Origin of the sequence: Halomonas cupida (assembly GCF_900142755.1) — a bacterium.
GTDB classification, from domain to species: Bacteria; Pseudomonadota; Gammaproteobacteria; order Pseudomonadales; family Halomonadaceae; genus Halomonas; species Halomonas cupida.
On the sequence record NZ_FRCA01000010.1, the window covers coordinates 122,192 to 145,039 of the forward strand.

20 protein-coding genes are annotated in these 22,848 nt (G+C 61.0%); 4 read left to right on the forward strand and 16 right to left on the reverse strand.

Annotated elements, in window-relative coordinates; all coding sequences use genetic code 11:
* The first annotated feature begins 362 nt into the window (after positions 1–362).
* The 3 genes from BUE38_RS17085 (at position 363) to BUE38_RS17095 (ending at position 3,800) form a co-directional block, all read left to right on the forward strand.
* Complete coding sequence (locus BUE38_RS17085) at positions 363–1,751, forward strand: YfcC family protein (protein ID WP_073436445.1); 1,389 nt, start codon at positions 363–365, stop codon at positions 1,749–1,751.
* 4 nt (positions 1,752–1,755) lie between these two features.
* Entirely contained in the window at positions 1,756–2,460 is a 705-nt protein-coding gene (locus tag BUE38_RS17090) for a DUF1028 domain-containing protein (protein ID WP_073436446.1), read from the forward strand.
* Positions 2,461–2,552: 92 nt separating this feature from the next.
* Entirely contained in the window at positions 2,553–3,800 is a 1,248-nt protein-coding gene (locus BUE38_RS17095; RefSeq protein ID WP_073436447.1) for an allantoate amidohydrolase, read from the forward strand.
* Between the two features lie 18 nt (positions 3,801–3,818).
* On the opposite strand, the gene BUE38_RS17100 is transcribed toward BUE38_RS17095, so the two are convergent.
* On the reverse strand, positions 3,819–4,577 hold the full coding sequence (locus tag BUE38_RS17100) for a FadR/GntR family transcriptional regulator (RefSeq protein WP_073436448.1): 759 nt from the start codon (positions 4,575–4,577) through the stop codon (positions 3,819–3,821).
* 239 nt (positions 4,578–4,816) lie between these two features.
* Here BUE38_RS17100 and BUE38_RS17105 point away from each other — a divergent pair, with 239 nt between their 5' ends.
* Positions 4,817–7,090: a putative bifunctional diguanylate cyclase/phosphodiesterase gene (locus BUE38_RS17105; RefSeq protein ID WP_073436449.1), complete on the forward strand. Its 2,274-nt coding sequence runs from the start codon at positions 4,817–4,819 to the stop codon at positions 7,088–7,090.
* On the opposite strand, the gene BUE38_RS17110 is transcribed toward BUE38_RS17105, so the two are convergent.
* The 15 genes from BUE38_RS17110 to BUE38_RS17180 form a co-directional block, all read right to left on the reverse strand.
* Complete coding sequence (locus BUE38_RS17110) at positions 7,087–7,836, reverse strand: SDR family oxidoreductase (RefSeq protein WP_073436450.1); 750 nt, start codon at positions 7,834–7,836, stop codon at positions 7,087–7,089. The genes BUE38_RS17105 and BUE38_RS17110 overlap by 4 nt on opposite strands.
* 166 nt (positions 7,837–8,002) lie before the next feature.
* On the reverse strand, positions 8,003–8,962 hold the full coding sequence (locus tag BUE38_RS17115) for an SMP-30/gluconolactonase/LRE family protein (protein WP_073436451.1): 960 nt from the start codon (positions 8,960–8,962) through the stop codon (positions 8,003–8,005).
* Between the two features lie 190 nt (positions 8,963–9,152).
* On the reverse strand, positions 9,153–10,301 hold the full coding sequence (gene dgoD / locus BUE38_RS17120) for a galactonate dehydratase (protein WP_073436452.1): 1,149 nt from the start codon (positions 10,299–10,301) through the stop codon (positions 9,153–9,155).
* Between the two features lie 34 nt (positions 10,302–10,335).
* Positions 10,336–11,127 (reverse strand): FadR/GntR family transcriptional regulator, encoded by a 792-nt coding sequence (locus BUE38_RS17125; RefSeq protein ID WP_073436453.1) that lies wholly within the window; start codon positions 11,125–11,127, stop codon positions 10,336–10,338.
* Between the two features lie 361 nt (positions 11,128–11,488).
* Complete coding sequence (locus BUE38_RS17130) at positions 11,489–12,118, reverse strand: 4'-phosphopantetheinyl transferase family protein (RefSeq protein WP_174788051.1); 630 nt, start codon at positions 12,116–12,118, stop codon at positions 11,489–11,491.
* A 10-nt stretch (positions 12,119–12,128) separates the two neighbouring features.
* Positions 12,129–12,578 carry an excinuclease ATPase subunit gene (locus BUE38_RS17135; RefSeq protein ID WP_073436455.1) on the reverse strand — a complete coding sequence of 150 codons (450 nt, stop codon included), beginning with the start codon at positions 12,576–12,578 and terminating at the stop codon, positions 12,129–12,131.
* Positions 12,579–12,692: 114 nt separating this feature from the next.
* Complete coding sequence (locus BUE38_RS17140) at positions 12,693–13,952, reverse strand: beta-ketoacyl-ACP synthase (protein WP_073436561.1); 1,260 nt, start codon at positions 13,950–13,952, stop codon at positions 12,693–12,695.
* 58 nt (positions 13,953–14,010) lie between these two features.
* A complete protein-coding gene (fabG, locus tag BUE38_RS17145; RefSeq protein WP_073436456.1) occupies positions 14,011–14,736 on the reverse strand; it encodes a 3-oxoacyl-ACP reductase FabG in 726 nt (241 codons plus the stop codon).
* Complete coding sequence (locus BUE38_RS17150) at positions 14,736–15,257, reverse strand: hotdog family protein (RefSeq protein WP_073436457.1); 522 nt, start codon at positions 15,255–15,257, stop codon at positions 14,736–14,738. Before BUE38_RS17150 ends, fabG begins: the two co-directional genes overlap by 1 nt.
* Positions 15,254–16,450 carry a beta-ketoacyl-ACP synthase gene (locus BUE38_RS17155; RefSeq protein ID WP_073436458.1) on the reverse strand — a complete coding sequence of 399 codons (1,197 nt, stop codon included), beginning with the start codon at positions 16,448–16,450 and terminating at the stop codon, positions 15,254–15,256. Before BUE38_RS17155 ends, BUE38_RS17150 begins: the two co-directional genes overlap by 4 nt.
* Before the next feature lie 151 nt (positions 16,451–16,601).
* Positions 16,602–17,876: an NAD(P)/FAD-dependent oxidoreductase gene (locus BUE38_RS17160; protein WP_073436459.1), complete on the reverse strand. Its 1,275-nt coding sequence runs from the start codon at positions 17,874–17,876 to the stop codon at positions 16,602–16,604.
* Complete coding sequence (locus tag BUE38_RS17165; protein ID WP_073436460.1) at positions 17,863–20,175, reverse strand: MMPL family transporter; 2,313 nt, start codon at positions 20,173–20,175, stop codon at positions 17,863–17,865. The genes BUE38_RS17160 and BUE38_RS17165 overlap by 14 nt, the downstream gene beginning before the upstream one ends.
* Positions 20,172–20,825 (reverse strand): LolA-related protein, encoded by a 654-nt coding sequence (locus tag BUE38_RS17170; protein WP_073436461.1) that lies wholly within the window; start codon positions 20,823–20,825, stop codon positions 20,172–20,174. The genes BUE38_RS17165 and BUE38_RS17170 overlap by 4 nt, the downstream gene beginning before the upstream one ends.
* 20 nt (positions 20,826–20,845) lie before the next feature.
* Positions 20,846–21,286, reverse strand: a complete 441-nt coding sequence (locus tag BUE38_RS17175) for an acyl-CoA thioesterase (protein ID WP_073436462.1) — start codon at positions 21,284–21,286, stop codon at positions 20,846–20,848.
* Complete coding sequence (locus BUE38_RS17180) at positions 21,273–22,847, reverse strand: HAL/PAL/TAL family ammonia-lyase (protein ID WP_073436463.1); 1,575 nt, start codon at positions 22,845–22,847, stop codon at positions 21,273–21,275. The genes BUE38_RS17175 and BUE38_RS17180 overlap by 14 nt, the downstream gene beginning before the upstream one ends.
* Between the last annotated feature and the right edge of the window lies 1 nt (position 22,848).

Consider the following 22,848-nt stretch of genomic DNA (forward strand, 5'->3'; position numbering starts at 1 on the left):
TGATCTGCTCGTAGCTCGAAATTCGTGTCTCGGAGCTGGGTTTGTCTGCGATCCATGGGGCGACACTGGACTGCTCGTGGCTCGTGGCTCGTGGCTCGTGGCTCGTGGCTCGTGGCTCGTGGCTCGTAGCGGCCTGCTTCATGCGTGCCAATTGCGTCTTCCCATCTTGCGCATCGACCAGAGGGAGTGATAGCTTTGAAAGACAATTTATCATGATAAATTGTCTTTCATGATTCACTGGTCGTGAAGGTTTTGGCGATGCCCCGGATGGTCGGGGTGTCTGTTCCATTTCGGTGTCCGGTACCGCAAGCCGCAGGCAAGTCGCGATACGGGACCCTTGCGTTATCAACAAGGACAATCACATGAATACGCGAGACCAGGCGCTGACGCAGCGCAAGAAGTGGTACCGCACAGTACCCGACCCCATGGTGCTGATCTTTCTGATTCTGCTGGCAACCTATGCGTTGACCTTCCTGATTCCTGCGGGGGAATACGAGCGGGTGGTGGAGGATGGCCGCACCCGTGTGGTGGCGGATTCCTTTCATTACCTTTCCGACGTTGCGCCGATATCGCCCTTCGATATCTTCGTGGCGATTCCCCGGGGGCTGAATGAGGCCTCGCTCTATCTGTTCATCGTATTCATTGCCGGTGGGCTGTTTCATATCCTGCAGAAGACCGGCGCGCTGGAGAATGCCATCGGCGTTGCCGTGCATCGTGCGGGAGTCGAGCGTCGCAACGTCATCATTACGGTGGGTACCTTCATCTATGGTTTCTTCGGGGTTGCCGTTGGCTTCGAAAACAATATTGCACTGGTGCCGATTGCCGTACTGATTGCCAGTGCCATTGGTTGTTCGAGTCTGGTGGGGACCACCATGGCCGTGGGTGGCATCGGAGTAGGCTTTGCGCTGTCTCCGATCAATCCCTATACCGTTGGTGTCGCTCAGGGGATTGCCGAGCTGCCGACCTTCTCGGGCGCCTGGTTGCGCACTCTGCTGGTGCTGGCTGCGCTGGGTCTGCTGTCGTTCTATATCTGTCGTTTCGTGACGCGCATGGATTTCGATGAGCCGGATGATGCCAGGGCGATGAGCAAGTCGTTGGCGGAATACCGTATGTCGAAGCGTGACAAGTGGACGCTGGGCGTATTTGTTGGTGGCCTGGCGCTCATGCTGGTCGGTGTTTTCACCCAGGGCTGGTACATCAACGAAATTGCCGGGATGTTCCTGTTGATTGCCATTGTCATCGGTATCGTCAATGGCCTTTCCGCCAACGAGATCGTCAAGCAGATGATGGAAGGTGCCTCGAGTGTAACGGCCGGTGCGCTGGTCATTGGTCTGGCCGCTTCCATCCAGGTGATTCTCAAGGACGCCCAGATCATCGACACCATCGTCCATGGTCTCAGCGGACTGATTCAGGGGATTCCCGCTTCGCTGTCGGCGATCATGGCCAGTGTCGTGCAGGGTGTGATCAACCTGTTCGTACCCTCTGGCTCCGGGCAGGCACTGGTCACCATGCCGATTCTGATTCCGGTGGCGGATCTGGTGGGCATGAGCCGCCAACTGATGATCACTGCCTTCCAGGTCGGTGACGGTCTGACCAACCTGATCGTACCGACTTCCGGGGGAACCCTCGCCATGCTGGCGCTGGGGCGTGTTTCCTACGAGAAGTGGCTGAAGGCGATCCTGCCATTCATGGTGCTGGTATACGTCCTGTGCTGGGCGGCTCTGATACTCGGGCACATGGTGGGGTACTGAGTCCATGACACTGTCGTTGCTGCATGTCGATGCTCGTACCGGGACAGTGGCTGCGCTGACGGCCACCGGTGGAGTGGCGGTCGGTGGCTATGTGCATCATGCCTGGCGGGGGATCGGCGGCTGTGCGACTCAGGGGTTGTCGACCAACCCCTGGTACCCCAGCGAGCTGCGCTCACTGCTCAAGCAGGGCAGTGAGGCGACGGCAGCGCTGCATGAAGTGATCTCTCGGGATGCAGGAGCCCCGCGTCGTCAGTGTCTGGTCATGGACTCACATGGCCGAGCAGCCGTGCATAGTGGCGCGGACAATCTTCCCTGTGTGGCCTCTCGGCTGGCGACTGGCATCGCGGTGGCCGGCAATCTGCTGGCGGGGGAACAGGTGGTGGATGCGCTGTTCGAGTGTTTTGTCCGCGATAACTGTGAGAACTCATCGGCCGTATTGGCCGGGACTGCTGAGCCAGCCTGGCGGCCGGGCCATGAATCCCATCTGCTGGAAAGCCTGGTGAACTGCCTGGCAGAGGCACTGGGGGCTGGTGGCGATGTGCGTGGCACGAGGTCGGCGGCGCTGCGCATCGAGTCGTTCTCGGCGGCACCGCTTGACCTGCGTGTGGACTGGTCCGACGGCGATCTGCTGGATCAACTGCGGTCGCTGGTCAATCAGGTGCGCGCGCCGGGTTTCGCGGAATTTCTGGCTTCCCTGCCCAATCAATAGCAGCCGTGCTGTAGGCACGGCTGGCCCGACCCGCTCCTGTCGATGCATGGGGCGGGTGATGGGCAATACCCTCTCATCTGGAGACCATCATCATGACATCAACCTCATCTGATCTGGGCCACACGCTTCTGCAACGCCTCGATGAGGCGGCCCGCTGTTCCGAACCGGGGCCGGGGGTCACAAGATTGTTCTGCTCGCCACAACACCGCGAGGTGTTGGAGGTGATTGCCGACTGGATGCGCATTGCCGGATTGACTCCGGAACTGGATGCTGCCGGCAATCTGGTGGGGCGCAGTGACCGGGCTCTCGCCGGTGAGCCGACCTTGATCATGGGGTCGCATCAGGACACGGTCGTGGAAGGCGGCAAATATGATGGCATGCTGGGTGTGGCATTGCCGATCCTGGCCCTGGAGCAGTTGCGCCGCGAAGGGCATGAGTTGCCTTATGGAGTGGAAGTGGTGGCCTTCGGTGATGAGGAAGGTACGCGCTTCCAGTCGACGCTGATCGGTAGTCGTGCGCTGGCTGGAAACTTTGATCATGACTGCCTGGCAGCTACTGATGCCCAGGGAGTGACCGTGAAGGAGGCCATCGAGGCTTTCGGCGGTGACCCTTCTGCCATTGCGTCATTGGCGCGTTCGAGAGACCGTGTACTGGGCTATGTCGAGGTGCATATCGAGCAGGGCCCCGTGCTCGAGAAACGCAACCATGCGCTGGGCGTGGTGACCGCACTGACCGGCATTGAACGCCATCGTGTTCAGGTTTCCGGCAAGGCCGGGCATGCCGGAACCACTCCGATGGAAGGCCGCAGGGATGCGCTGGTCGGCGCAGCGGAGATGATTCTCGAGGCCAATCGCGTGCTGCATGCCACCGAAGACTTCGTGGGAGTGGTGGGCAAGCTCGATGTGCGGCCCAATGCCGTCAATGTGATTCCTTCCGAGGTCAATTTCACTCTCGAGCTACGCTCGCCCAGCGCGGAGGTGCGGGCCCGTGGCCGGGAGACGATACTCGAAGCCCTTGCTGCCATTGCCGGTCGCTACGAACTCGAACTGCACACCGAGCAGACCTATTCAGCGGAGGCGGTGGATTGCGCGCCCTGGCTGATCAATGCCCTGCAGCAAGCCTGTGAACGGACCGGCGAAGCCGCGGAACCGCTGTTCAGCGGTGCTGGCCATGATGGCCTGGCCATGTGTGAGCTGACCGATATCGGCATGTTGTTCGTGCGCTGCCGCGATGGGCTCAGCCATCATCCCGATGAAGCCATCACCGCCGCTGATGGTGATGCCGCCACTCGGGTATTGATGCAGTTTCTGTCGGATCTTGAGGTCCCAGGCTTTCGATAGCGGTAACTGGCCCTGATATCAGCGATCGCTACTCTCATGGAGGAAGCCGCGCTTCATCTGGGCCTCGTTGTCGTTCATGATGGCCTGGGCATCGATAAGGTGCTCGCGCATCAGTTCGCGGGCACGTTCGGCATCCCCATCCTCGATGGCATCGAGTAGCCAGCCGTGGTACCGGCAACCGCTGGGGCCGATGTGGTGGTCGCCTGGCTCGTAGAGCCGCCGGTAGACGGTAAGGTCCGACAGCACCTGAGCGGTGAAACGGATGATGAAGGCCAGCAGAGCATTACCGCCGGAGAGTGCTGCCAGCTCCTCGTGAAAATTCAGCGAATCGATATGTTGCTGGCGTTCGGTCTCCAGATCCAGAGCCGACTCCGCGTAGCTGTGTAGACTCTCGCGCAGGCGGGCGAGGTCTTCTGTCGCCACATTGCCCGCCAATGACGCGACCAGCTCCGGCTCCAGTGCCAGTCGAATCTGGTAGATATCGCGTATCGAGATGTCCTTGAAGTACAGGTAGTGGCTCAACAGTGCTATGGCACGTGATTCGCTCATCTCCCGCACGAACACGCCTCCGCCCGGGCCGGTACGCGTTTCCACCAGCCCCTGGGCTTCGAGCACACGAGTGCTCTCCCTCACCGTACCCTTGGACACGCCCAGGGTCGCCATCAACTCACTCTCGCTGGGTAGTCGGTCACCGGGCGTCAGTTGGCGGTCCACGATCCAGCCCTTGATGGTCTCTGCTACCTGATAGGGACGTCTGCGCGACGATGTTCCTGCCATATCCTCAACGCTCAATGAAGTCTGAAGGCACAGGGTACCAGATCGCCTTTGTGTGGTTGCTGAATACATGATCATGCTGCTTCGAGCACAAATGTAACTTCAGGTAACAATGTGTAATATATTCGCTAATTTTCTTGTAAGATATATGCCACATAAAGAGTAGGTTAGTCGCCAGGGAACTTGGCGCAGTATGCGTCGGCAATGGATTGTTGGTCTGCTGACGTTCTGGAGTGACGTTGATGTCCTTTCGTACCCGCTTGATGCTGGTCATGTTGCTGTTGACTACGAGTGTGCAGTTGGTAGTGGGCTGGGAAGTGCTGAGCACACTCAGGGCCAGTACCCTGCATACCGCGGAACAGGAGCTGAGTGTCAGCCTGACGGTGGCCAGGCATTTACTGGACAGTCGCGCTGACCAGAGACGTGATCGGGTGGAACGTATCGCGAGCTCGCTTGACATTCCTGGCACCCTGACCCCGGAAGACGCCGACCGTCTGCTGGATCAAGCGATGGAGCGCAGTGGGGCAGATATTGCCGCGTTGCGGAATGCAGATGGCCGAATTCTGGCCAGCCGACATCTACCACTGTCCATGATCGGCGAGGTGTCGTCGTTGGGACGCGATCATGATGAATCACTGGGTGGTGTTAAGCTCGTTGCCAGTGGTGGTCGCTTCCATCAGTTGGCTGTTGGCAGACTCAACAGCAACGAGCCAGCTCATTCTCTGGTTCTCGGTTTTCTGCTGAGTCCCGCGCTGTTCGATGAGATTTCACGACTGACGGGGAAACAGGCCAGCATCCGGTCGTCGTTGGGTAGTCTGGACGAGTTACAGCCAACCGCGGCCGATGAGCCCTGGCTGGAGAAAAGTAACATCGTTGAAGAGGGGACCAATGGGACCATTGAGGTGGTGGCCCGGCAGTCCTTCGAGGAGCTGTTTGCCCCTTTTCGTGCCTTGCGCCGCCACTTGCTGGAGACTTTCGCTGCCACCTTTCTCGTTACGGTTGTGGTTGCCATATTGATTGCGCGCAGTGCCAGTCTGCCGGTGTGGAGCCTGGTGGGGGCCGCAAGGAGTGTCGGGCGAGGACAACGTCTGGACGCCGAGAGCCTACCGAAGAAAGGCGAAGCAGGCTTGCTGTCGCGCACCCTGATTCAACTGCAGGATGATATTGCCCAACGGGAGATCGAGCTGCATCGGCAGTCCCGTCTGGATCAATTGACCGGACTCGGTAACCGGGGCCAGGCCAATGAAGACGTTGAAGCGGCCATTGCCACCGGGACTCCCTTTACGCTGGTGCGTCTGACCGTCAACCATATGCGGCGCATAAACGATACCTTCGGCCATGAGCTGGGGGACCAGGTATTGCGGACACTTGCAGAACGGTTGCTGGCACTGCCCACTGCCAAGCGTGGTGCCTATCGCCTGAGTGGTGATGAATTCCTGTTACTGCTGGATGTGCCACGTGTCGCTCCATTATGGATTGCCGACACCTATCGTCGACTGACGCGGCCTATTCTATTGGCAGGGTCACCACTGAGCATCCAGTGTGCGCTGGGCGAAGTTCGCTTTCCCGAGCATGGCCGTGAGGCAAATCTGCTGCTGAGACGCGCCGAGATCGCACTCGAACATGCGCGCGCCGAACGCTCCATTCATCGCTGTTATCTGCACGGCCAGGACGAGCATCACCTGCGGCGTCTGACGTTGGTGCGAGACCTGCAGCACGCCACCGGGCGGGCCGAGTTGCAGCTCTGCTTTCAACCTCAGGTAGATGCTGTTTCAGGGCGAGTGACCGGCGTAGAGGCACTGATGCGCTGGGGGCACCCTGCGCTGGGTAACATCTCTCCGGATGAGTTCATTGGTCTGGCCGAGGGATCCGGCAATGTGCAGGGTCTTACCAACTGGCTGATCAACAGTGCCTGTCAGCAACTGTCTCAATGGCTGGAGCAGGGGCTGGATCTGCGCATGGGGATCAATGTGTCAGCCATGGATCTGGAGGAGCCCGGCCTGGTGGCACGGGTTCGCGCGGTGATGACACGTTACGGTATCGAAGGGCGACGTCTGTGTGTCGAGGTTACCGAAAGTGCCATCATGCAGTCTCCGGAACGCTCGGTTCGCACCCTCCAGGCACTGCAGAACATGGGGGTGGAGCTGGCCATTGACGACTTCGGCACCGGCTATTCGTCGCTGGCACAACTCAAGCGACTGCCGGTACATGAACTGAAGATCGACAAGTCCTTCATGCACGACCTCACGCCACAGTCGGAAGCCGCAGTCATCGTATCCTCGACCATTGAACTGGCACGTAGCCTCGAATTACGGGTGGTGGCCGAAGGGGTTGAAAGTGTAGGGGTAGCGAGGTTTCTGCAGGAGGCTGGGTGCACGACGCTGCAGGGGTACATCTACAGCAAGCCGCTGGTTGCCGAAGCGATGGGCGAGTGGCTGCATGAACATGCCGCCCGCCATCAACATGGAGCTGAGCCCGGCGAAGACCCTGCCGGGCACACCCCCGATGCCTGTTAGGCAATACCGCCATTGGCACGCAGGATCTGACCATTGATCCATTCGGATTCCGGGCACACCAGAAAGGCGATGATTCCGGCGATATCCCGTGGTTCTCCTAGTCGCTCCAGGGGCGCCATCATCGCGAAGCTCTCGATCTGCTCGGCGGTCTTGCCACTGCGGAACAGCTCGGTATCCACTGGGCCCGGCGCCACGGCATTGACGGTGATGCGGCGGCCCCGCAGCTCTTTGGCGAAGACTCGAGTGAAGGACTCCACGGCTGCCTTGGTGGCATTGTAGATAGCGTAGCCGGGGAGATTGAGGGCCAGTGCCGAGCTGGAAACATTGATGATGCGTCCACCATCCTCGAGACGTGATGCTGCTTCGCGCAGGGTATTGAAGGTGCCCTGGGTGTTGGTGTCGAAGTGCTGGCGGTAGAGTTCGTCACTGACTTCGGCCAATGGCATGGTGGTCAGGACACCGGCATTGTTGATCAGTACATCAACACGACCAAACTGTTCCATGGCGACATCAAACAGGCGGGCCACGTCAGTGCTGCTGGCCACATCCGCCTGTTGTGCGATGGCCTGCCCGCCCTGAGCTTCGATTTCCTCGGCCAGTGATTCGGCCCGCTCGGCACTGCTGGCGTAGTTGATGATGACGGCGAAGCCATCATTGGCAAGGCGTCGACAGATATCGGCGCCGATTCCACGGGAACCGCCGGTAACGATAGCGACACGCGGCTGTTCGGGGGTCGGGGATGACATGAGGCGCTCCTCGAGAGGGTAAGGGTATTTACCCTCGTCGGTTCGCCTGGGTTATGCAAGAACGAATATGCAAGAACGAATATGCGGGAACGACCATGAAGGAGCGGAGTTGGGAGAACGACCGACGTATCGCGACAGCCGGTCGTTCATGGCCGGAGGCATGCCGCTAGCGAATATGCAGTGGCTCGTCTGCCTGACCGCGCACGCCGGGCAGGATATCCTTCAGCTCGAGGACAAAGGTGGCGCCATGCAGACGTCCGTCGTCGAGGTTATCGAGCCCTTCGGTCGCAGTGGTGATCAGCAGCACGTCAAGGTTCGGCCCGCCGAAAGCCGGGCATGAAGGCTGGCTGGCATTGACCTTGATATGGCCAACCTCCTTGCCCTCCGGCGACAGCCGCGCTACGCGTCCTGCTCCCCAGAGTGCCAGCCACATATAGCCCTCTGCGTCGATCACGGCGCCATCCGGACTGCCGATGTCGTCGCTGAAATCTGCCCAGACTTCGGGGAGAGACAGCTGCTCTGGCTGCGTATCGGCATCGAATGGCTGACCGTCTTCGCGGAGTGGAAAGCCCTGGTCATCAAGTGTCCAGCGCATTACCTGCTGGGTGGACGTATCGGCAAACCAGGCATGACGCCCATCCGCCGAGAAACAGATCGCGTTGGGAATGCTGATCTGACGACGCAGAATGAAGACCTTGCCTTCATGGAAGCGATAGAGCGTGCCCGCCTGTGGCTGCGCTGCCTTGCCCATGGTCGAGAACCACAGGCCACCATGGCGGTCGAGCCGTGCATCGTTACTGCGGGTCAGGTCGTTGCTGGCCTCGACCTCGCGCCATGGCGAGACACCGCCATGGGCATGCTCCATCACCATCAGGCCGAACTCAGTGACCAGCAGGTCGTCGCCATCGGACAGTGGGGCGGCGAAGGAGGTCAATTGCGCCAGGTCGATCACCTGGTGCTCGTGGTCGTCCAGGCGGTGGCGATGCAACTGGCGGCCGAGGATATCCAGCCAGCGAAACTCGCCACGAGCGGCGTCCCAACTGGGGCCTTCGCCCAGCTCGCAGCGCGTGTCATGGAGCACCCGAGCCTCGCCCAGGCAAGGTGAGGGTGGCTGATGATTGGTCATATAGAGTCCTCTTTTGAGCTACGAGCTACGAGCTACGAGCTACGAGCTACGAGTCGTTCAGTGGTTTTCCATGTTCACCGCCTGACACCTGATTCGTAAGATGCTGGTAACTCCGAATCGGTTATGGCCCGTGTACCATCAGTTCTGCGTTGAACAGCTCGCTGCTCGCCGCTCGAAACTCGTGGCTTCTTTACCATTCCGCTACGGAGCCATCTTCATGCTGCCACACCGGGTTGCGCCAGCGGTGACCGACCTTGGCACGCTCCTCGACGAACTCCTCGTTGATCTCGACACCAAGGCCCGGGCCTTCGGGGATCGCGCAGAAGCCATCTTCAATGGCCAGTGCCGACTTGTCGACCAGATAGTCGAGTACGTCGTTGTCCTTGTTGTAGTGGATACCCATGCTCTGTTCCTGAATGAAGGCGTTGTGACACACCGCGTCCAGTTGCAGTGAAGCGGCCAGCGTCAGCGGGCCCAGCGGGCAGTGTGGTGCCAGGGCTACATCATAGGCTGAGGCAAGGGTGGCGATCTTGAGCCCTTCGCTGATACCACCGCAGTGGGACAGATCCGGCTGAACGATGTCGACCATGTTATCGGCCAGCAGGTCACGGAAGGCGAAGCGTGTATGCAGGCGCTCGCCAGTGGCGATGGGAGTGGCGAGATCCTGAGCGATGCTCTTGAGCATTGGCAGGTGCTCGGGTGCCACGGGCTCCTCGATGAACATCAGATGGAAGGGCTCGAGCTCACGCATCAGAGTCTTGGCCATGGGGCGATGTACGCGGCCATGAAAGTCCACGGCAATGCCGACGTCGGGACCGACGGCATCACGAGCCTCGGCGATACGGGCCACGGCTTCGTCGACCTTGCGATGGGTATCGACGATCTGCATCTCGGGGGTGCCATTCATCTTGAAGGCGGTGAAGCCCTGGTCGACCAGCGCTCTGGCGCCAGTACCAACATCGGAGGGGCGGTCGCCACCGGTCCAGGCGTACATACGCATGCGATCACGTACCTTGCCGCCGAGCAACTGGTGCACGGGGACACCCAACTCACGCCCCTTGAGATCCCATAGCGCCTGGTCGATACCGGCGATGGCTGACATCAGAATCGGGCCGCCGCGATAGAACCCGGCGCGATACATCACATTCCACAGGTGCTCAATATTGCGCGGGTCTTCGCCGACCAGGTAATCGGACAACTCGTGCACCGCGGCCTCGACGGTGGCTGCACGGCCTTCAATGACGGGCTCGCCCCAGCCGTAGACGCCCTCGTCGGTCTCGATCTTGAGAAACAGCCAGCGCGGGGGAACCTGCCATGTCTTGAGCTTGGTGATCTTCATCGGTGATCCTCGGTATCGGCAGCGCTGGTGGCATTCAGCGCCTGGGTTGAATGATGCTGGAGGGAAGAGCGGTAGTGGTGACCTGATCCATGGCGAGGTCCTGAGCGGTGCGCTGAAGCAGTTGCTGAGTGGCCTCGCGTGCGTCGTCGGGCTGGCGCAGGCGGATGGCATCGAGCAGACGTTGGTGACAGTCGAGGCTCTCGTCGAGATCCAGCGCCTGGTCATGGGATCGCTGGATCAACGCCATGATGGCCGGGCGCAGGAGCATGCCCATTTGACTCCAGACCAGGTTGTGGCTGGAGCGATAGATGGCCTCATGAAAGGCCACATCATATTCACTGTGGGCGAGGCGTTCACCGCGCCGTCCAGCGCTGCTCTGCATGCCACGAAAAGCTGCCTCGATACGTGCCAGGTCAGCGCCTGTGGCCTGGGTCGCGGCGAGTTCGCTGATATAGGGCTCGGCGGCCAGGCGGAAGGCGAAGACTTCATGAATCAGACGAGGGTGAGGCTCGCTTAGCCTTGCCATCCAGCGACTCATCGGTGGCGCCAGCAGATGCCAGTCACCGATGTCACGAATCACGCTACCCCGCCCCGCAGTACGTTCGATCAGTCCAGCAGAGCTGAGTTCGCTCAGCGCGTTGCGGACGCGGTTGCGGCTGATCGAGAAGTGCTGACACAGATCCAGCTCACGGGGGAAGACCTCGCCTGCCTGCCAGTGACCGGAAAGGATTGCCTGAGCCAGGCAATCTGCCAATTCACCGGCACTATCGCCCACCTGTTGCTGGGGTAGGCGGGATAGTGGGCCTGTCGTGGATGCTGATGCCATGTAACTGGGTGCTCAACGTCTGCTGAATAATTGTCGGATAATAGTTTATAAATGTCTGACATTTGTCGCAACTAGACGAAGGTAATGTTGCGAGCCACGAGCCACGAGCCACGAGCCACGAGCCACGAGCCACGAGCCACGAGCCACGAGCCACGAGCTGGCCCATGTGGGTCGGCTATTCGTGTTCCCGACACGAACACGCACTTCCCACGTCCATGTGGGTCGGCTATTCGTGTTCCCGACACGAACACGCACTTCCCACGTCCATGTGGGTCGTAAGTAGGTCCTGATCCCGATGCTTGTCTGTGATCCGTGGGGCGGCACTGGACAGCTCGCGACTCGGCGCTCGTTGCTTGGGCACCTAACCGATCTCATTGGATGGCGCTGGGTAGCTCGTGGCCTGAAGCTCGAAGCTCGTGGCTGTCCATTTCGCCCAACCAATTTCGAGCTCGGGGTGACGGCTGCACAGGCTCAGTGTTGCCTCTGGGGTCTGGCTCGACCAGCAGTGGATTTCCCCCAGGGGAGCGAGGCTGGTCAGGCGCATCGCCAATACCTGACTGGGTTGCTGGCCTTCCAGCCAGGCCAGCTTGAACAGCGATTCGTACAGGGTCCAGGCACGGTAGAAAGCGGCCTGGGGATCCGGCGCCTCAAGAATGGTGGAGCGTATATCGGTATCCGGCAGCATCTCGACCAGTGCGGTCAGGCGCTGTCGATGACGGGGAAGTGGGACTTCGAGGTCCAGTCCGACAGGGCCGTTGGCCAGGCCTGCGACCACCAGGCCACGACGGTGGCTCATGATCGGGTAATGACCCGCCGGCAACGCCGGGTGAGATACCGGCCCGTTGCCGCGAGCTGACCAGGCGCTGACCGGACAGTCGAGTCCCTGGTCCGCAGCCAGTTGGCTGAGTAGTTCGCGGCCGCGCTGCGACGCACACTGCCCATCCTGGCAACTGCTTTCCCCCGCCAGTGAGAGACGGGGGGGCATGACCATCAACGCTGCCTCAGGGCAGGGTGACGACCTGGCCACGCAGGGCGACACCGGCCATCAGGGCACCGGCGTGACATTCGTACTCGGTGCTGGATTCGAATGGCTGTTGCTCGTAGAAGCTCTCGATGTTGATGACAGCATTGGCGCCTTCTTCTCTGGCACGATCCTGGAGGGCAATCAACGCTGACAGCATCACCCAGCGGCAGGCTTCTTCATCGGTCTTGTTGAAGGCATTGGTCTTGCGGTTGGTGACCACGGGGCCGTGGTCCTCGATCACTTCGCCGGCGTCGGTGGGACTGAACACGAAGCGGATATTCGAGTTGAGCCGTTCCTGACCCTCGGGTGAGTCGATGACATCCTGAATCGGCAGGTAATACGGTGTGTCACGAGCCAACACCTGGGAGGAGGCCATGGCAATACTGCCGATGACCAGGGCGGTGGATAACCATCTTGCTGCTTTCATGGTGGCATTCCCTTGGGTGAAAGATGCTGGTGTCCGGGTGATGGAGGCGGGAGCGTCATCTCTTGCTGCCGATCTCCATCGGTCGATACATGGTTTTCCCTGTGGCTGCCGGTCTCAGGACCAGCGCCGGAAGATCAGCGACGTATTGATGCCGCCGAAGGCGAAATTGTTGCTCATTACATGGTCGCAATCGATGGGTTGCATCTCATGGCGAAGATAGTCGAGTTCAGCACATTTCGGGTCAGGTGTATCGAGATTGATGGTCGGATGAAACCAGCCTTCACGCATCATCTCGATGGCCACCCAGGCCTCCAGAGCGCCACAGGCACCAAGGGTGTGTCCAGTATAACTCTTCAGCGAACTGATCGGCTTGCGATTGCCGAAAACCGCCGCCGTGGCATGGGATTCGGCGATATCGCCGCGATCGGTGGCGGTACCATGGGCGCTGATATAACCGACCTGCTCGGCGGACAGGTTGGCGTCGGCAAGGGCATCGCGGATGGCGCGTTCCATCATGGTGGCATCCGGCTGGGTTACGTGGCGGCCATCGCTGTTGGTGCCGTAACCGACGACCTCGGCATGGATGTGCGCACCACGGGCCAGAGCGTGTTCCAGATCTTCCAGGATCAGTGTCGCCGCGCCTTCGCCAATCACCAGACCGTCGCGCTGACTGTCGAAGGGCCGGGGGGTGGTGTCGGGGGCGTCATTGCGGGTGCTGGTGGCGAACAGGGTGTCGAATACCGCCGCTTCCGATGCCGAAAGCTCTTCGCAGCCACCGGCGATCATGGCGGTCTGACGGCCGAAGCGAATGGCTTCGTAGGCATAGCCGATTCCCTGGCTGCCCGAGGTGCAGGCGCTGGAGGTCGTGTGGATACGACCACGGACGCCGAGAAAGACCCCGATATTGACCGGTGCGGTATGCGCCATCATCCGAATATAGGAGTTGGCATTGAGCCCATCGGTCGATTTGTGGATCAACATGTTGCCGAAATCGGCCATGGCGTCCGGCTCTCCGGCCGAGGCACCGTAGGAGATTCCCAGAGCACCGCTGCTGACCAGATCATCCCCCAGCAACCCGGCGTCTTCCAGCGCCAGCTCGGAGGCACGAGTCGCCATGCGAGCACCGCGCCCCATGCTGCGCAGCGCCTTGCGGTGATAATGCGCTGGCAGGTCGAATTCCTCGACCGGTCCGCCCAGGCGCGTATTGAGGCCTTCGTAGATGCCCCACTGCGGGATATGCCGGATGCCACTGGCACCCCGAGCAAGGTTGTCGTGAATCGTCGACCAGTCATTGCCGATCGGCGAAAAGCCTGCCATGCCGGTGATCACCACGCGGCGACCCAGACCGTCCTGGCGAGTTGCGCTTCTGGTCATCAGCACAGTCCCCATTCATCAGCATAGGCCCCATTCATCAGCACCCACCATGTATACATCAACACATGCCCCCATTGACGGCAATGACCTGGCGAGTCACATACCCGGCGTCTGCCGAACACAGGAAACTCACTGCAGCGGCCACTTCCTCGCTGGTGCCGGTACGTTGCATGGGGATCATCTTCAGCGCTTCCTCACTGGCCAGACCTTCGGTCATGTCAGTATCTATCAGCCCGGGAGCTACGGCATTGACCGTAATACGGCGTTTGGCCAGTTCGATGGCCAGTGCCTTGACGGCGCCAATCAGGCCAGCCTTGGCGGCACTGTAGTTGACCTGGCCACGGTTACCCATTAAGCCGGAAACCGAGGACATCACCACGATCCGTCCGGGTTTGCGGCGCCGAACCATCGGCATGGTGAGGGGTTTGACTACATTGTAGAAACCATTGAGTCCGGTGTTGATGACGCCGTCCCAGTCGCTGTCCGAGAGGGCCGGAAAGGCGCCATCAGCGGTGATGCCCGCATTGCAGACCACACCGTAATAGGCGCCATGTTCCTCGATGTCCTGTTCGATGCTGGCACGGGCGGCATCGCGATCGGTGACATCGAAGCTCAGGATCCGCACCTGCCGACCCAGGGATCGGATCTGTTCGGCAACCGCTTCGGCAGCTTCGCGGCGCTGTCGGCAGTGCAGCACGATATCGAACCCGTCGTGGGCCAGGCGCAAGGCAATGGCGCGGCCGATGCCGCGGCTGGAGCCGGTCACGAGTATAGTGTTGCTCATTACTGTGAACCTCCAGGCTGATCTTTATTGAGCTGGCCTTCACCCAGCATGGCATCAAGCATGGTATCTGAATCGGGTTGAAAGACGTTGAGAGTTGCACTGGCAACGGATTGGCCGTGTTCGTCGAGGATCTGGCCACGGAAGGCACCGAGGCCGTTATCGGCCATGTAGTCCAGTTCGATCCTGACGTGGTAGCGGCAGTCGAAGGAAAAATGACCGACGTCGCAGGTATAGCGTCGAGTGCCAAGCAGAAAGCCCAGATGGGGCTTGTTGCCGCCGCTGCGTGCAACATGTCCTGACCAGGCGGCGATGGCCTGGGCCATCCACTCCAGCCCTGTCCAACCTGGAATTCCCGAATCGTCGGCAAAGAGGTCATCTCGGCTCGGACAGATACTGGCGCACAGGTGCTCCTCTCCGATCTCGCGGACATCATCGAGTAGGCACATCCCTGCCTGATGAGGTACCAACTGCTCGATGGGGGGGAGCGTCGGCATGGGGGAAAGTCTCTGAGTTGTGTTCATTCGGCTTTCTCCAGCAGCAGGGCGATATTATTGCCGCCGAAGGCAAAGGCATTGGTCAGGGTACGGCGCACATCCCGCGTCTCTCCTTGACTGTAGCGCAGGCTCGGCAACTCCGGGTCAGGCGGGTCAAGGTGAGGAGGCAGAAGACCATGGGTCATGGCCAGCCAGCAGAAGGCGGCTTCCAGAGCGCCGCAGGCGCCCAGGGTATGGCCGGTCAGGCTCTTGGTTGAACTGCAGGTAACCCCATCGACAAACAGTTCGGCAACGGCGCGGGCCTCCATGCTGTCGTTCTGGCGCGTGGCGGTGCCGTGCAGGTTGAGATAGTCGATCTCGTTAGGCGTTACATCCGCCATCCTCAGGGCTGCAGCCATGGCCTCACGGGCACCACTGCCGTCGGGACGAGGGGCCGAGATGTGATGGGCATCGCTGGTCTCGCCATAGCCCTTCAACTGGATGCCATCGCTTTCGCCGGTGACCAGAAAGAGTGCGGCCCCTTCGCCGAGATTGATGCCATTGCGCTCTGCCGAGAACGGACGGCAGGGTTCGGAACTCACCGCCTCCAGTGAGCTGAAGCCATTGACGGTCAGGCGACAGAGGCTATCGGCACCGCCTGCGATCACCGCATCGCACAGCCCGGCCTGGATCAGGCGAGAAGCACTGGCCAGCGCCCGTGCACTGGAAGTGCAGGCCGTGGAAAGGGTATAGGCTGGCCCATCGACGCCACACCAGTACGCCACGAACTCGGCGGCGGCACCGATCTCATGGCGGCAATAGTGGAAATCCGAAGGCCAGTCGCCGGTAGACATGCGCTGCTGGAGTGCGATTTCTGTCTCACTGATGCCGGAAGTGCTGGTGCCCATGACCACGCCGATACGTGCTCCGGGGTTGGCGTCCCGCCAGTGTTTCAGGGTCGGCTCGAGGCGCTGCAGAGCGGCGGCGAGCAGACGGTTGTTGCGTGAGCGGTGCTCGGCAGGCCAGGTACTGTCGTCCGGCAGCGGAGTGTCGACGATACCCAGCGCCAGGCGATGCCCCGGCCGCCAGGTCTCGTTGTCATGCAGGCCTCGCTGGCCGGCAAAGAGGCGCTGGGCAATGCTGTTCAGGTCGTCCCCCAACGGACAGACCAGCGCCGGGGGATGCAGCCGACAGCCGGAGCGGGCTGTGATGGCGCGAGCTGTGATCGAGTTGCGGGGCATGTTCCGTTGTCTTTCTGAGTTTTCTGTATCTTGTGCGTGCTTCGATGTCATGCGGATAGAGTACTGCCTCGGAGGCCCTGCTGTCGCAGCTTCCTGTGCAGTACTGCCGTTTGACTTTGTCTTCAGCGATGGTGACAGCTTCCGGTGCTGCCTATCGGGGCAGCGTTTCATTGCCGGGCGACAATGGCGCTGCATCCATGGCACAGCGCTCGGCGAGCGTTTTGATGCGACGGCGGCTCACCGCAACATAGGGGTTGCTCTTGTCCCAAGCATAGCCGGCCAGTACCGAGGCAATCATCTCACGTAGACGAGGTTCCTGACGCTGGTGGAAGATGATGGTCTGCAGGCTGCCATCGTACCAGGCATCAACAAAGTCTCGAAAGGTCGCGATACCCTCGCGTAGAGGAGCCTCGAACTCACTGGCCCAGTCGATGGTGTTTCCCTCCAGTTGCCGCTCGACCAGGGGGGCGGCGCGGACGGCTGAGTCGAGAGCGATGGTCACGCCAGAGGAGAAGACCGGATCAAGGAACTCGCCAGCATTCCCGAGGATGGCAAAGCCGGGACCGTGCAGGCTTTCGATGTCGGCGGAATAGCCTGCCAGACGCTGGATGTCACGTGTCGGCACGGCATTCTCCAGCAGTCGAGCGAAGCGTGGCTCCTGACGCAGTAGCGTCCATAGTCTGGAGCTGTCGTCATCGGCGACACCATCCAACTGTTGCGGATCTCCCACTACACCGATCGAGGCACGACCATTGCTGAATGGAATCAACCAGTACCAGATGCCCTGATGTTCGGGATGAACGCCGATCAGGATCTTTTCGCGATCATGGTCGGCGGCGCTGATGTGGTCCTCGACATGGGTAAACAGGGCGGCTCTTGGTGGCAGGGTGGACGGCCTGTCGAGCTGCTCGAGACGCGCCAGAACCCGCCCATAGCCGCTGGCATCAAGGACGAAACGTGCCTGGAGAGTACTCTGTTCGCCCTGTTGGTTGATGATTTCCAGGCTCGGTGTCTGAGAGTCGGCGTTGAAACCGGTCACTGTCATGCCGAAATCGACTCGGGCGCCATGGGCCATGGCACCATTGATCAGACGCTGATCGAAGTCGGCACGCTCGACCTGCCAGGTGGTGCCGGGGCCAGCGGTGTACTTGTCGCGGAAATCGATGGCCGCATAGCGCTCGCCATGGCAGAAGGCGGCGCCATTCTTGTGTTGATAGCCGGCATCGACCACCGACTCCATCAGGCCGCAGGCTGCCAGATGAGGCATACACTGGGGCAACAGGCTCTCGCCGATCGAAAAACGCGGGAAATGGCCGCGTTCCAGCACTCTGACCTGATGACCACGGCCAGCCAGCCAGGCCGCTGCGGCGGCACCCGATGGGCCGGCGCCGATGATCGCAATGTCAGTCTGTTCAATGGGTTTCATGAGAGCGTGTCTCCGAGTGATGACGAGCGTGGTGCCTGGTGTCTGTCCCGCTGTCCGGTTGTACACCGCGTGCCACAGGCACGAGGCACCAGGTGGCAACCAACCCGATCAGGCAGGTTGTACCAAGGAAATGCAGGGCGGGGGTTGCGCTGAAGGCAAGCAGGCCGAAGGCAAGCAGGCTGGAGGCGCATGACAGACTGATGGCCAGCCAGGTGCTGCTGTCGGAGGGATGCTCAGTGCTGAAGATACCGGCATCCATGCCGATGCCCAGTACCAGCAGCAGTCCCAGCAGATGGAACAGGGTCAGTCCGGTGTGGGTGGCGGCCAGCACACCCAGCGTCAGGGCCACGGCACCCACCGGGGGCAATAGCGCACGCCAGGCGCGACGGCGGTAGCGCCAGGTGAGCCCGGCGATGACCAACAGCAGTGCAAGCAGCAACCATTGGCTGATCTCTCTGCTCAGGGTCGACAGCTGTATCGACAGGGCATTGACCCTGTCTCGATAGAGAATGTCCGGGGCGCCTGCCAGCTCCTCGAGTCTGGCGACGGCACTGCTGTCGACATCGCCCAGCAGCACCAGTGCGGCTGGCCTTTCCGTGCCATCGAGTACCAGTGGGCGGCCGGTCTCACCTGCGCCCGTATTCAGCCACTCATTGATGGTCAGTTCGGGGACATCGTCCAGACGCTGGGTCAGGCGTTCTGCCAGTACCGGATCGAGACCGACCTGATCGAGCAGTTGGGGTAGAACCTCGTCATAGCGCTGACGCACCAGCTCCAGGTTGTCCTGTTGAGTGGCCCGGGATGGCACTGCCTGAGCGATATGCTGCCAGGCGGAAAGGTGGCCATCGGCGGAGAGACTGGTGAGCAATGGGTCAATGGCTTCGAGGCGTTGCAGCAGTGCTTCTTCGTTGTCGGCGGTGACCAGCAGATAGCGGAAGCTGGCAGGCTGCTGCATCAGCTTCTGAACATGTTGTTGCTCTGCGACCAGTTCGGCGGGCGACGGGTTGAGTTGGCGCAGGTCGTGACTCAGTGTCGTTTTCATCAGCGCCACCAGGGTGGCGGTGGACAGTATCAGACTGGTGACCAGTACGACGGCAAGGCCAGGGCGAGTCAGTCTCCAGCGATTGAGTCCGTCGGCGATGCGTGAAGTGGCCGGGTGTGGCTGCACCGGCAGCAGCGGCAACCACAGGCGCACGGTCAGCCAGGCACCGACCAGACCCAGTGCCGTGAAGGTGGCCATCTGCCGCAGTCCGGGCATAGGTGTGGCCAGTTGTACCAGGTAGGCACATAAACTGGTCAGCAGGCCGAGAAACAGGCTGGGCCACAGTCGTGACAGGGGGCGTTGTGGGTGTAGTTGCCGGTAGCATTGCAGGTGCAGGGCGTAGTCCACCGAAATCCCGATGAGGCTGGCGCCGAAGGCCAGGGTGATCAGGTTGAGTGAAGCAAACAGCGCCCAGCTGACAGCAGTGGCCAGCAGCAGGCCGCAGAAGACTGGCAGCAGCAGCGCTGCCATTACGCCGGGGCGGCGGAACACCAGCGCCAACAGCAGCAGTATGCCGAGCAGCGAGCCGAGGCCGATGGTACTGATCTCGCTACGTGCCTGCTGCGCACCGGCAGCCGCATGGAAGACGACACCTGCCCGCAATACGGTCAGCTGAGGGTGGGCCTGCTCGAACTCGTCGAGGGTTTCCATCAGTCGGGTCTGGAGCTGGAGCTGGTAGGGATCGCCATCCAGAGTGGCACTGACCACTCGCCAGAGGCCTTCAGCGGAGTCGATGGTCGGGCCGCCATCCTGCCAGCTTACCGGCCCGGAGAGGCGCTCGTTCAGCCACTGATCGAGCAGGCCAAAGGGATCGCGTTGGATGTCCGCATCCATGCCGGGTGTGAACAACCGCGTCAACCCCTGCTTGAGCCAGGTGTCTGCATCGGCCTGTTGCAATGGCTGGCTGAGCAGCCGGTAACGATGCTCGGCGAGTACCTTGTCCGGGCGTGGCGGGGTTTCCGTGTCGAGTGATGACACGCTGCCGCTGTCCTTGAGTTGCTGACGCAGTAGCTCTGCCGCCTGAGCGGAATCGTCACCCTTGAGCAGAATCAGCAGCCGCTTCTCGTAGGTATCGCCGAGACTGTGGTCAGCACGCTGGAGAATAGGCTGCTCATCGGACTCCGGCAGCAGCGCCGTGATCCGAGTATCCAAAGGGGCGCCCTGCCATACCTGATGAGTGACGAACAGGGCACACAGCAGCAACAGAACCGCCCAGATCAGGGCTGGCAGTCTTGTCGAGCGAGATCCCTGCGTCACTCGTTGTCCTCTTGCGTTGTCGCCGTCTTCGGCAGAGAAGAGCAGGCCACGGGTTCCAGCACCAGAGCCAGACGGTCTCCACTGGTGAACTGGATGTCCATCTGGTCGAGGCGCACGCCGCCCTCGAGCGCGATATTGTCGAGGTGTTCGGCGACCATGCTGTCACGTGGCTTCAGGGTCGTGTGCCAGGCGTCCATGCTGCCCTCGAGCGCAATATCGAAGTGTTGCTCCAGCTTGCTCCAGTCACCTTCGAGCAGACCACTGAGGATCGGCAGCAATGCGCGCATGCCGGTCGACAGGTCAGGATTGTCGGCAGACAGCAGTACGCGGTCCTCTATCGGCTTCAGGGTTTGCCACACCAATCCTTCCGGGAGGCGATGGAAGTACCCACTGCTGGTGACTTCGCTTTCCAGCTCAGCGATCCAGCGTTGCTGCTCGAAGCTGACACAGGCCGGCGCCTGTCTGGCGAGCTGAGTAGCAAGACGCTCGGCGTCGAGGTCATCGGCAGCCTGGGTTTCAGAAGCCCGGTTTTCAGAAGCATGAGTTTCAGAAACCTGGTTTTCAGAAGACTGAGCTTCAAGAGCAACGCCAGGCGTGATGCCCAGCAGCATCAGGCTGATGAACAGTAGCGTAGAAAGAGGCTTGTTCATGACCCTATTCGAGATCCTGTTCAAGACTGTGCCTCCTGCCAGGCGACGAGGTGCTTGATCAGCACCGGTGGTGATGCCAGACACATCTCGTGGTTGGCCATGTCGACCGCCACCTGTATGGTCCAGGCGCGAGTTAGACGCTTACCGCTGTCGGCACAGCGGATGGTGTAGTCCACCTTGAGACGGTGCTCCCATTCGCTGAGGCGCGCCTCGATACGAATGCGCTGGGCAAACAGAGCCGGTGCAGCGTAACGGATACGCATGTCGATCACCGGCCATGCATACCCGGAAGCCTTCATCTGCGGGTAGTTGTAGCCGATCTCATCGAGCAGTCGACAACGAGCCAGCTCCAGGTAGCGCACGTAATGGCCATGCCAGACGACCTCCATCATGTCGACGTCATGAAAGGGAATCTCGAGTTCCGTCACAGCGCAGGGTAATGGGCGATCATCCGGCGTCATAGAGGCTCCAGTGCCGCTGGTGAATCAGGCGGCAGAGGTGGTTGAGGTCACGGTCCAGGGCGCGGTCTTCTTCCAGCGCGGCGACCTGCTGACGAACCTGGTCGACGAAGTCACTGAGACGCTGTGGTGTCGGTGTGGCGCTCTGCAACTGGCTACGCAACTCGACGCCCTGGCAGGCGGCATGCAGAGTGGCTGCGGCCACCTGTTCGACCAGTGTCAGTACACGTAGTGCATCGCGGGCGGCGATGGTGCCCATGCTTACCTTGTCCTGGTTGTGGCATTCGGTGGAACGCGAGAACACGCTGGCGGGCATGGTCAACTTCAGCGCTTCTGCCGTCCAGGCCGATGCACCGATCTGCACAGCCTTGTAGCCATGATTCAGCGGCAGGCGGGCGGCACTGGCGCCGCTCAGGTTGCTCGGCAGACCGTGGTTGTAGCGGCTGTCGACCAGCAGGGCCAGTTGACGGTCGAGGAGGTCGGCGAGGTTGGCTGCAGCCTGCTTCATGCTGTCCATCACGAAGGCCACATGACCGCCATAGAAGTGTCCGCCATGCATGACCTTGCCGGCTTCGACATCGATCAGTGGATTGTCGTTGGCGCTGTTGAGCTCATTGGTCAAAAACTCACGCCACCAGGGCAGAGCATCCTCGACTACACCAATGACATGAGGCGCACAGCGTGTTGAATAGCGGTCCTGCAGGCGCGGAGAGTTGCGAGGTGTACTGGGAGCGTGCAGGTCGTCTCGCAGCCGGGCTGCGATGCGTTGCTGGCCCGGATGGGGCTTGGCGGCGAACAGTTCGGCATCGAAATGATAGGGGTTGCCGTCCAGAGCCTGGACCGACAGTGCGGTAATGCGGGTCGCTAGGCGAGCAAGATACTCGCAGCGTGAGAAGGCCAGGGCGGCGAGCGCAGTCATCACCGCAGTACCGTTCATCAACGCCAGACCTTCCTTGGGCTTGAGGCGATAGGGCGTCATGCCGCGCTCGGCCAGTGCCTCGCTGGCCAAACGATGGTGCCCATTGTCGATCACCTCCCGCTCACCACACAGCACTGCCGCCAGATAGGAAAGCGGTGTCAGGTCACCGCTGGCGCCGACCGAGCCTTCTTCGGGGATCACCGGCAGTACATCATGTTCGAGCAGCCAGACCAGTCGTTCAAGGAGCTCGAAACTGACCCCGGAAACACCTCGACACAGCGACACCAGTCGGACCAGCACCACGGCACGACTGGCTTCGACGGTCAGCGCCTGGCCCATGCCGCAACCGTGAAAGGTGAACAGCTGGTGTGGCAACAGGTCGATGTCCTCGGCGGCGACGGCCCGGGTGCAGGCATCGCCGTACCCGGTCGTGACGCCATAGACCACACCCTCCTCTTCGAGCAGGCGTTCCAGGAACTGCTGGCCGGCATCTATCCGGGCACGAAACCCCGGCTCCGCGGACAGCATGACCGGACGACGCTGTTCGGCAACGGCGAGAACCTCCTCGAGACCAATCGGCTGCCCATCAAGAATGATCGGCTGCCCTTGGCGCAGGGGAGCGGATGGGGCAGAAGTCTGGGTCATG

Coding starts and splice junctions, on each gene's coding strand:
- BUE38_RS17085 (WP_073436445.1), top strand. CDS start 363: ATGAATACGCGAGACCAGGCGCTGACGCAGCGCAAGAAGTGGTACCGC.
- BUE38_RS17090 (WP_073436446.1), top strand. CDS start 1,756: ATGACACTGTCGTTGCTGCATGTCGATGCTCGTACCGGGACAGTGGCT.
- BUE38_RS17095 (WP_073436447.1), top strand. CDS start 2,553: ATGACATCAACCTCATCTGATCTGGGCCACACGCTTCTGCAACGCCTC.
- BUE38_RS17100 (WP_073436448.1), bottom strand. CDS start 4,577: ATGGCAGGAACATCGTCGCGCAGACGTCCCTATCAGGTAGCAGAGACC.
- BUE38_RS17105 (WP_073436449.1), top strand. CDS start 4,817: ATGTCCTTTCGTACCCGCTTGATGCTGGTCATGTTGCTGTTGACTACG.
- BUE38_RS17110 (WP_073436450.1), bottom strand. CDS start 7,836: ATGTCATCCCCGACCCCCGAACAGCCGCGTGTCGCTATCGTTACCGGC.
- BUE38_RS17115 (WP_073436451.1), bottom strand. CDS start 8,962: ATGACCAATCATCAGCCACCCTCACCTTGCCTGGGCGAGGCTCGGGTG.
- dgoD (WP_073436452.1), bottom strand. CDS start 10,301: ATGAAGATCACCAAGCTCAAGACATGGCAGGTTCCCCCGCGCTGGCTG.
- BUE38_RS17125 (WP_073436453.1), bottom strand. CDS start 11,127: ATGGCATCAGCATCCACGACAGGCCCACTATCCCGCCTACCCCAGCAA.
- BUE38_RS17130 (WP_174788051.1), bottom strand. CDS start 12,118: ATGGTCATGCCCCCCCGTCTCTCACTGGCGGGGGAAAGCAGTTGCCAG.
- BUE38_RS17135 (WP_073436455.1), bottom strand. CDS start 12,578: ATGAAAGCAGCAAGATGGTTATCCACCGCCCTGGTCATCGGCAGTATT.
- BUE38_RS17140 (WP_073436561.1), bottom strand. CDS start 13,952: ATGACCAGAAGCGCAACTCGCCAGGACGGTCTGGGTCGCCGCGTGGTG.
- fabG (WP_073436456.1), bottom strand. CDS start 14,736: ATGAGCAACACTATACTCGTGACCGGCTCCAGCCGCGGCATCGGCCGC.
- BUE38_RS17150 (WP_073436457.1), bottom strand. CDS start 15,257: ATGAACACAACTCAGAGACTTTCCCCCATGCCGACGCTCCCCCCCATC.
- BUE38_RS17155 (WP_073436458.1), bottom strand. CDS start 16,450: ATGCCCCGCAACTCGATCACAGCTCGCGCCATCACAGCCCGCTCCGGC.
- BUE38_RS17160 (WP_073436459.1), bottom strand. CDS start 17,876: ATGAAACCCATTGAACAGACTGACATTGCGATCATCGGCGCCGGCCCA.
- BUE38_RS17170 (WP_073436461.1), bottom strand. CDS start 20,825: ATGAACAAGCCTCTTTCTACGCTACTGTTCATCAGCCTGATGCTGCTG.
- BUE38_RS17175 (WP_073436462.1), bottom strand. CDS start 21,286: ATGACGCCGGATGATCGCCCATTACCCTGCGCTGTGACGGAACTCGAG.
- BUE38_RS17180 (WP_073436463.1), bottom strand. CDS start 22,847: ATGACCCAGACTTCTGCCCCATCCGCTCCCCTGCGCCAAGGGCAGCCG.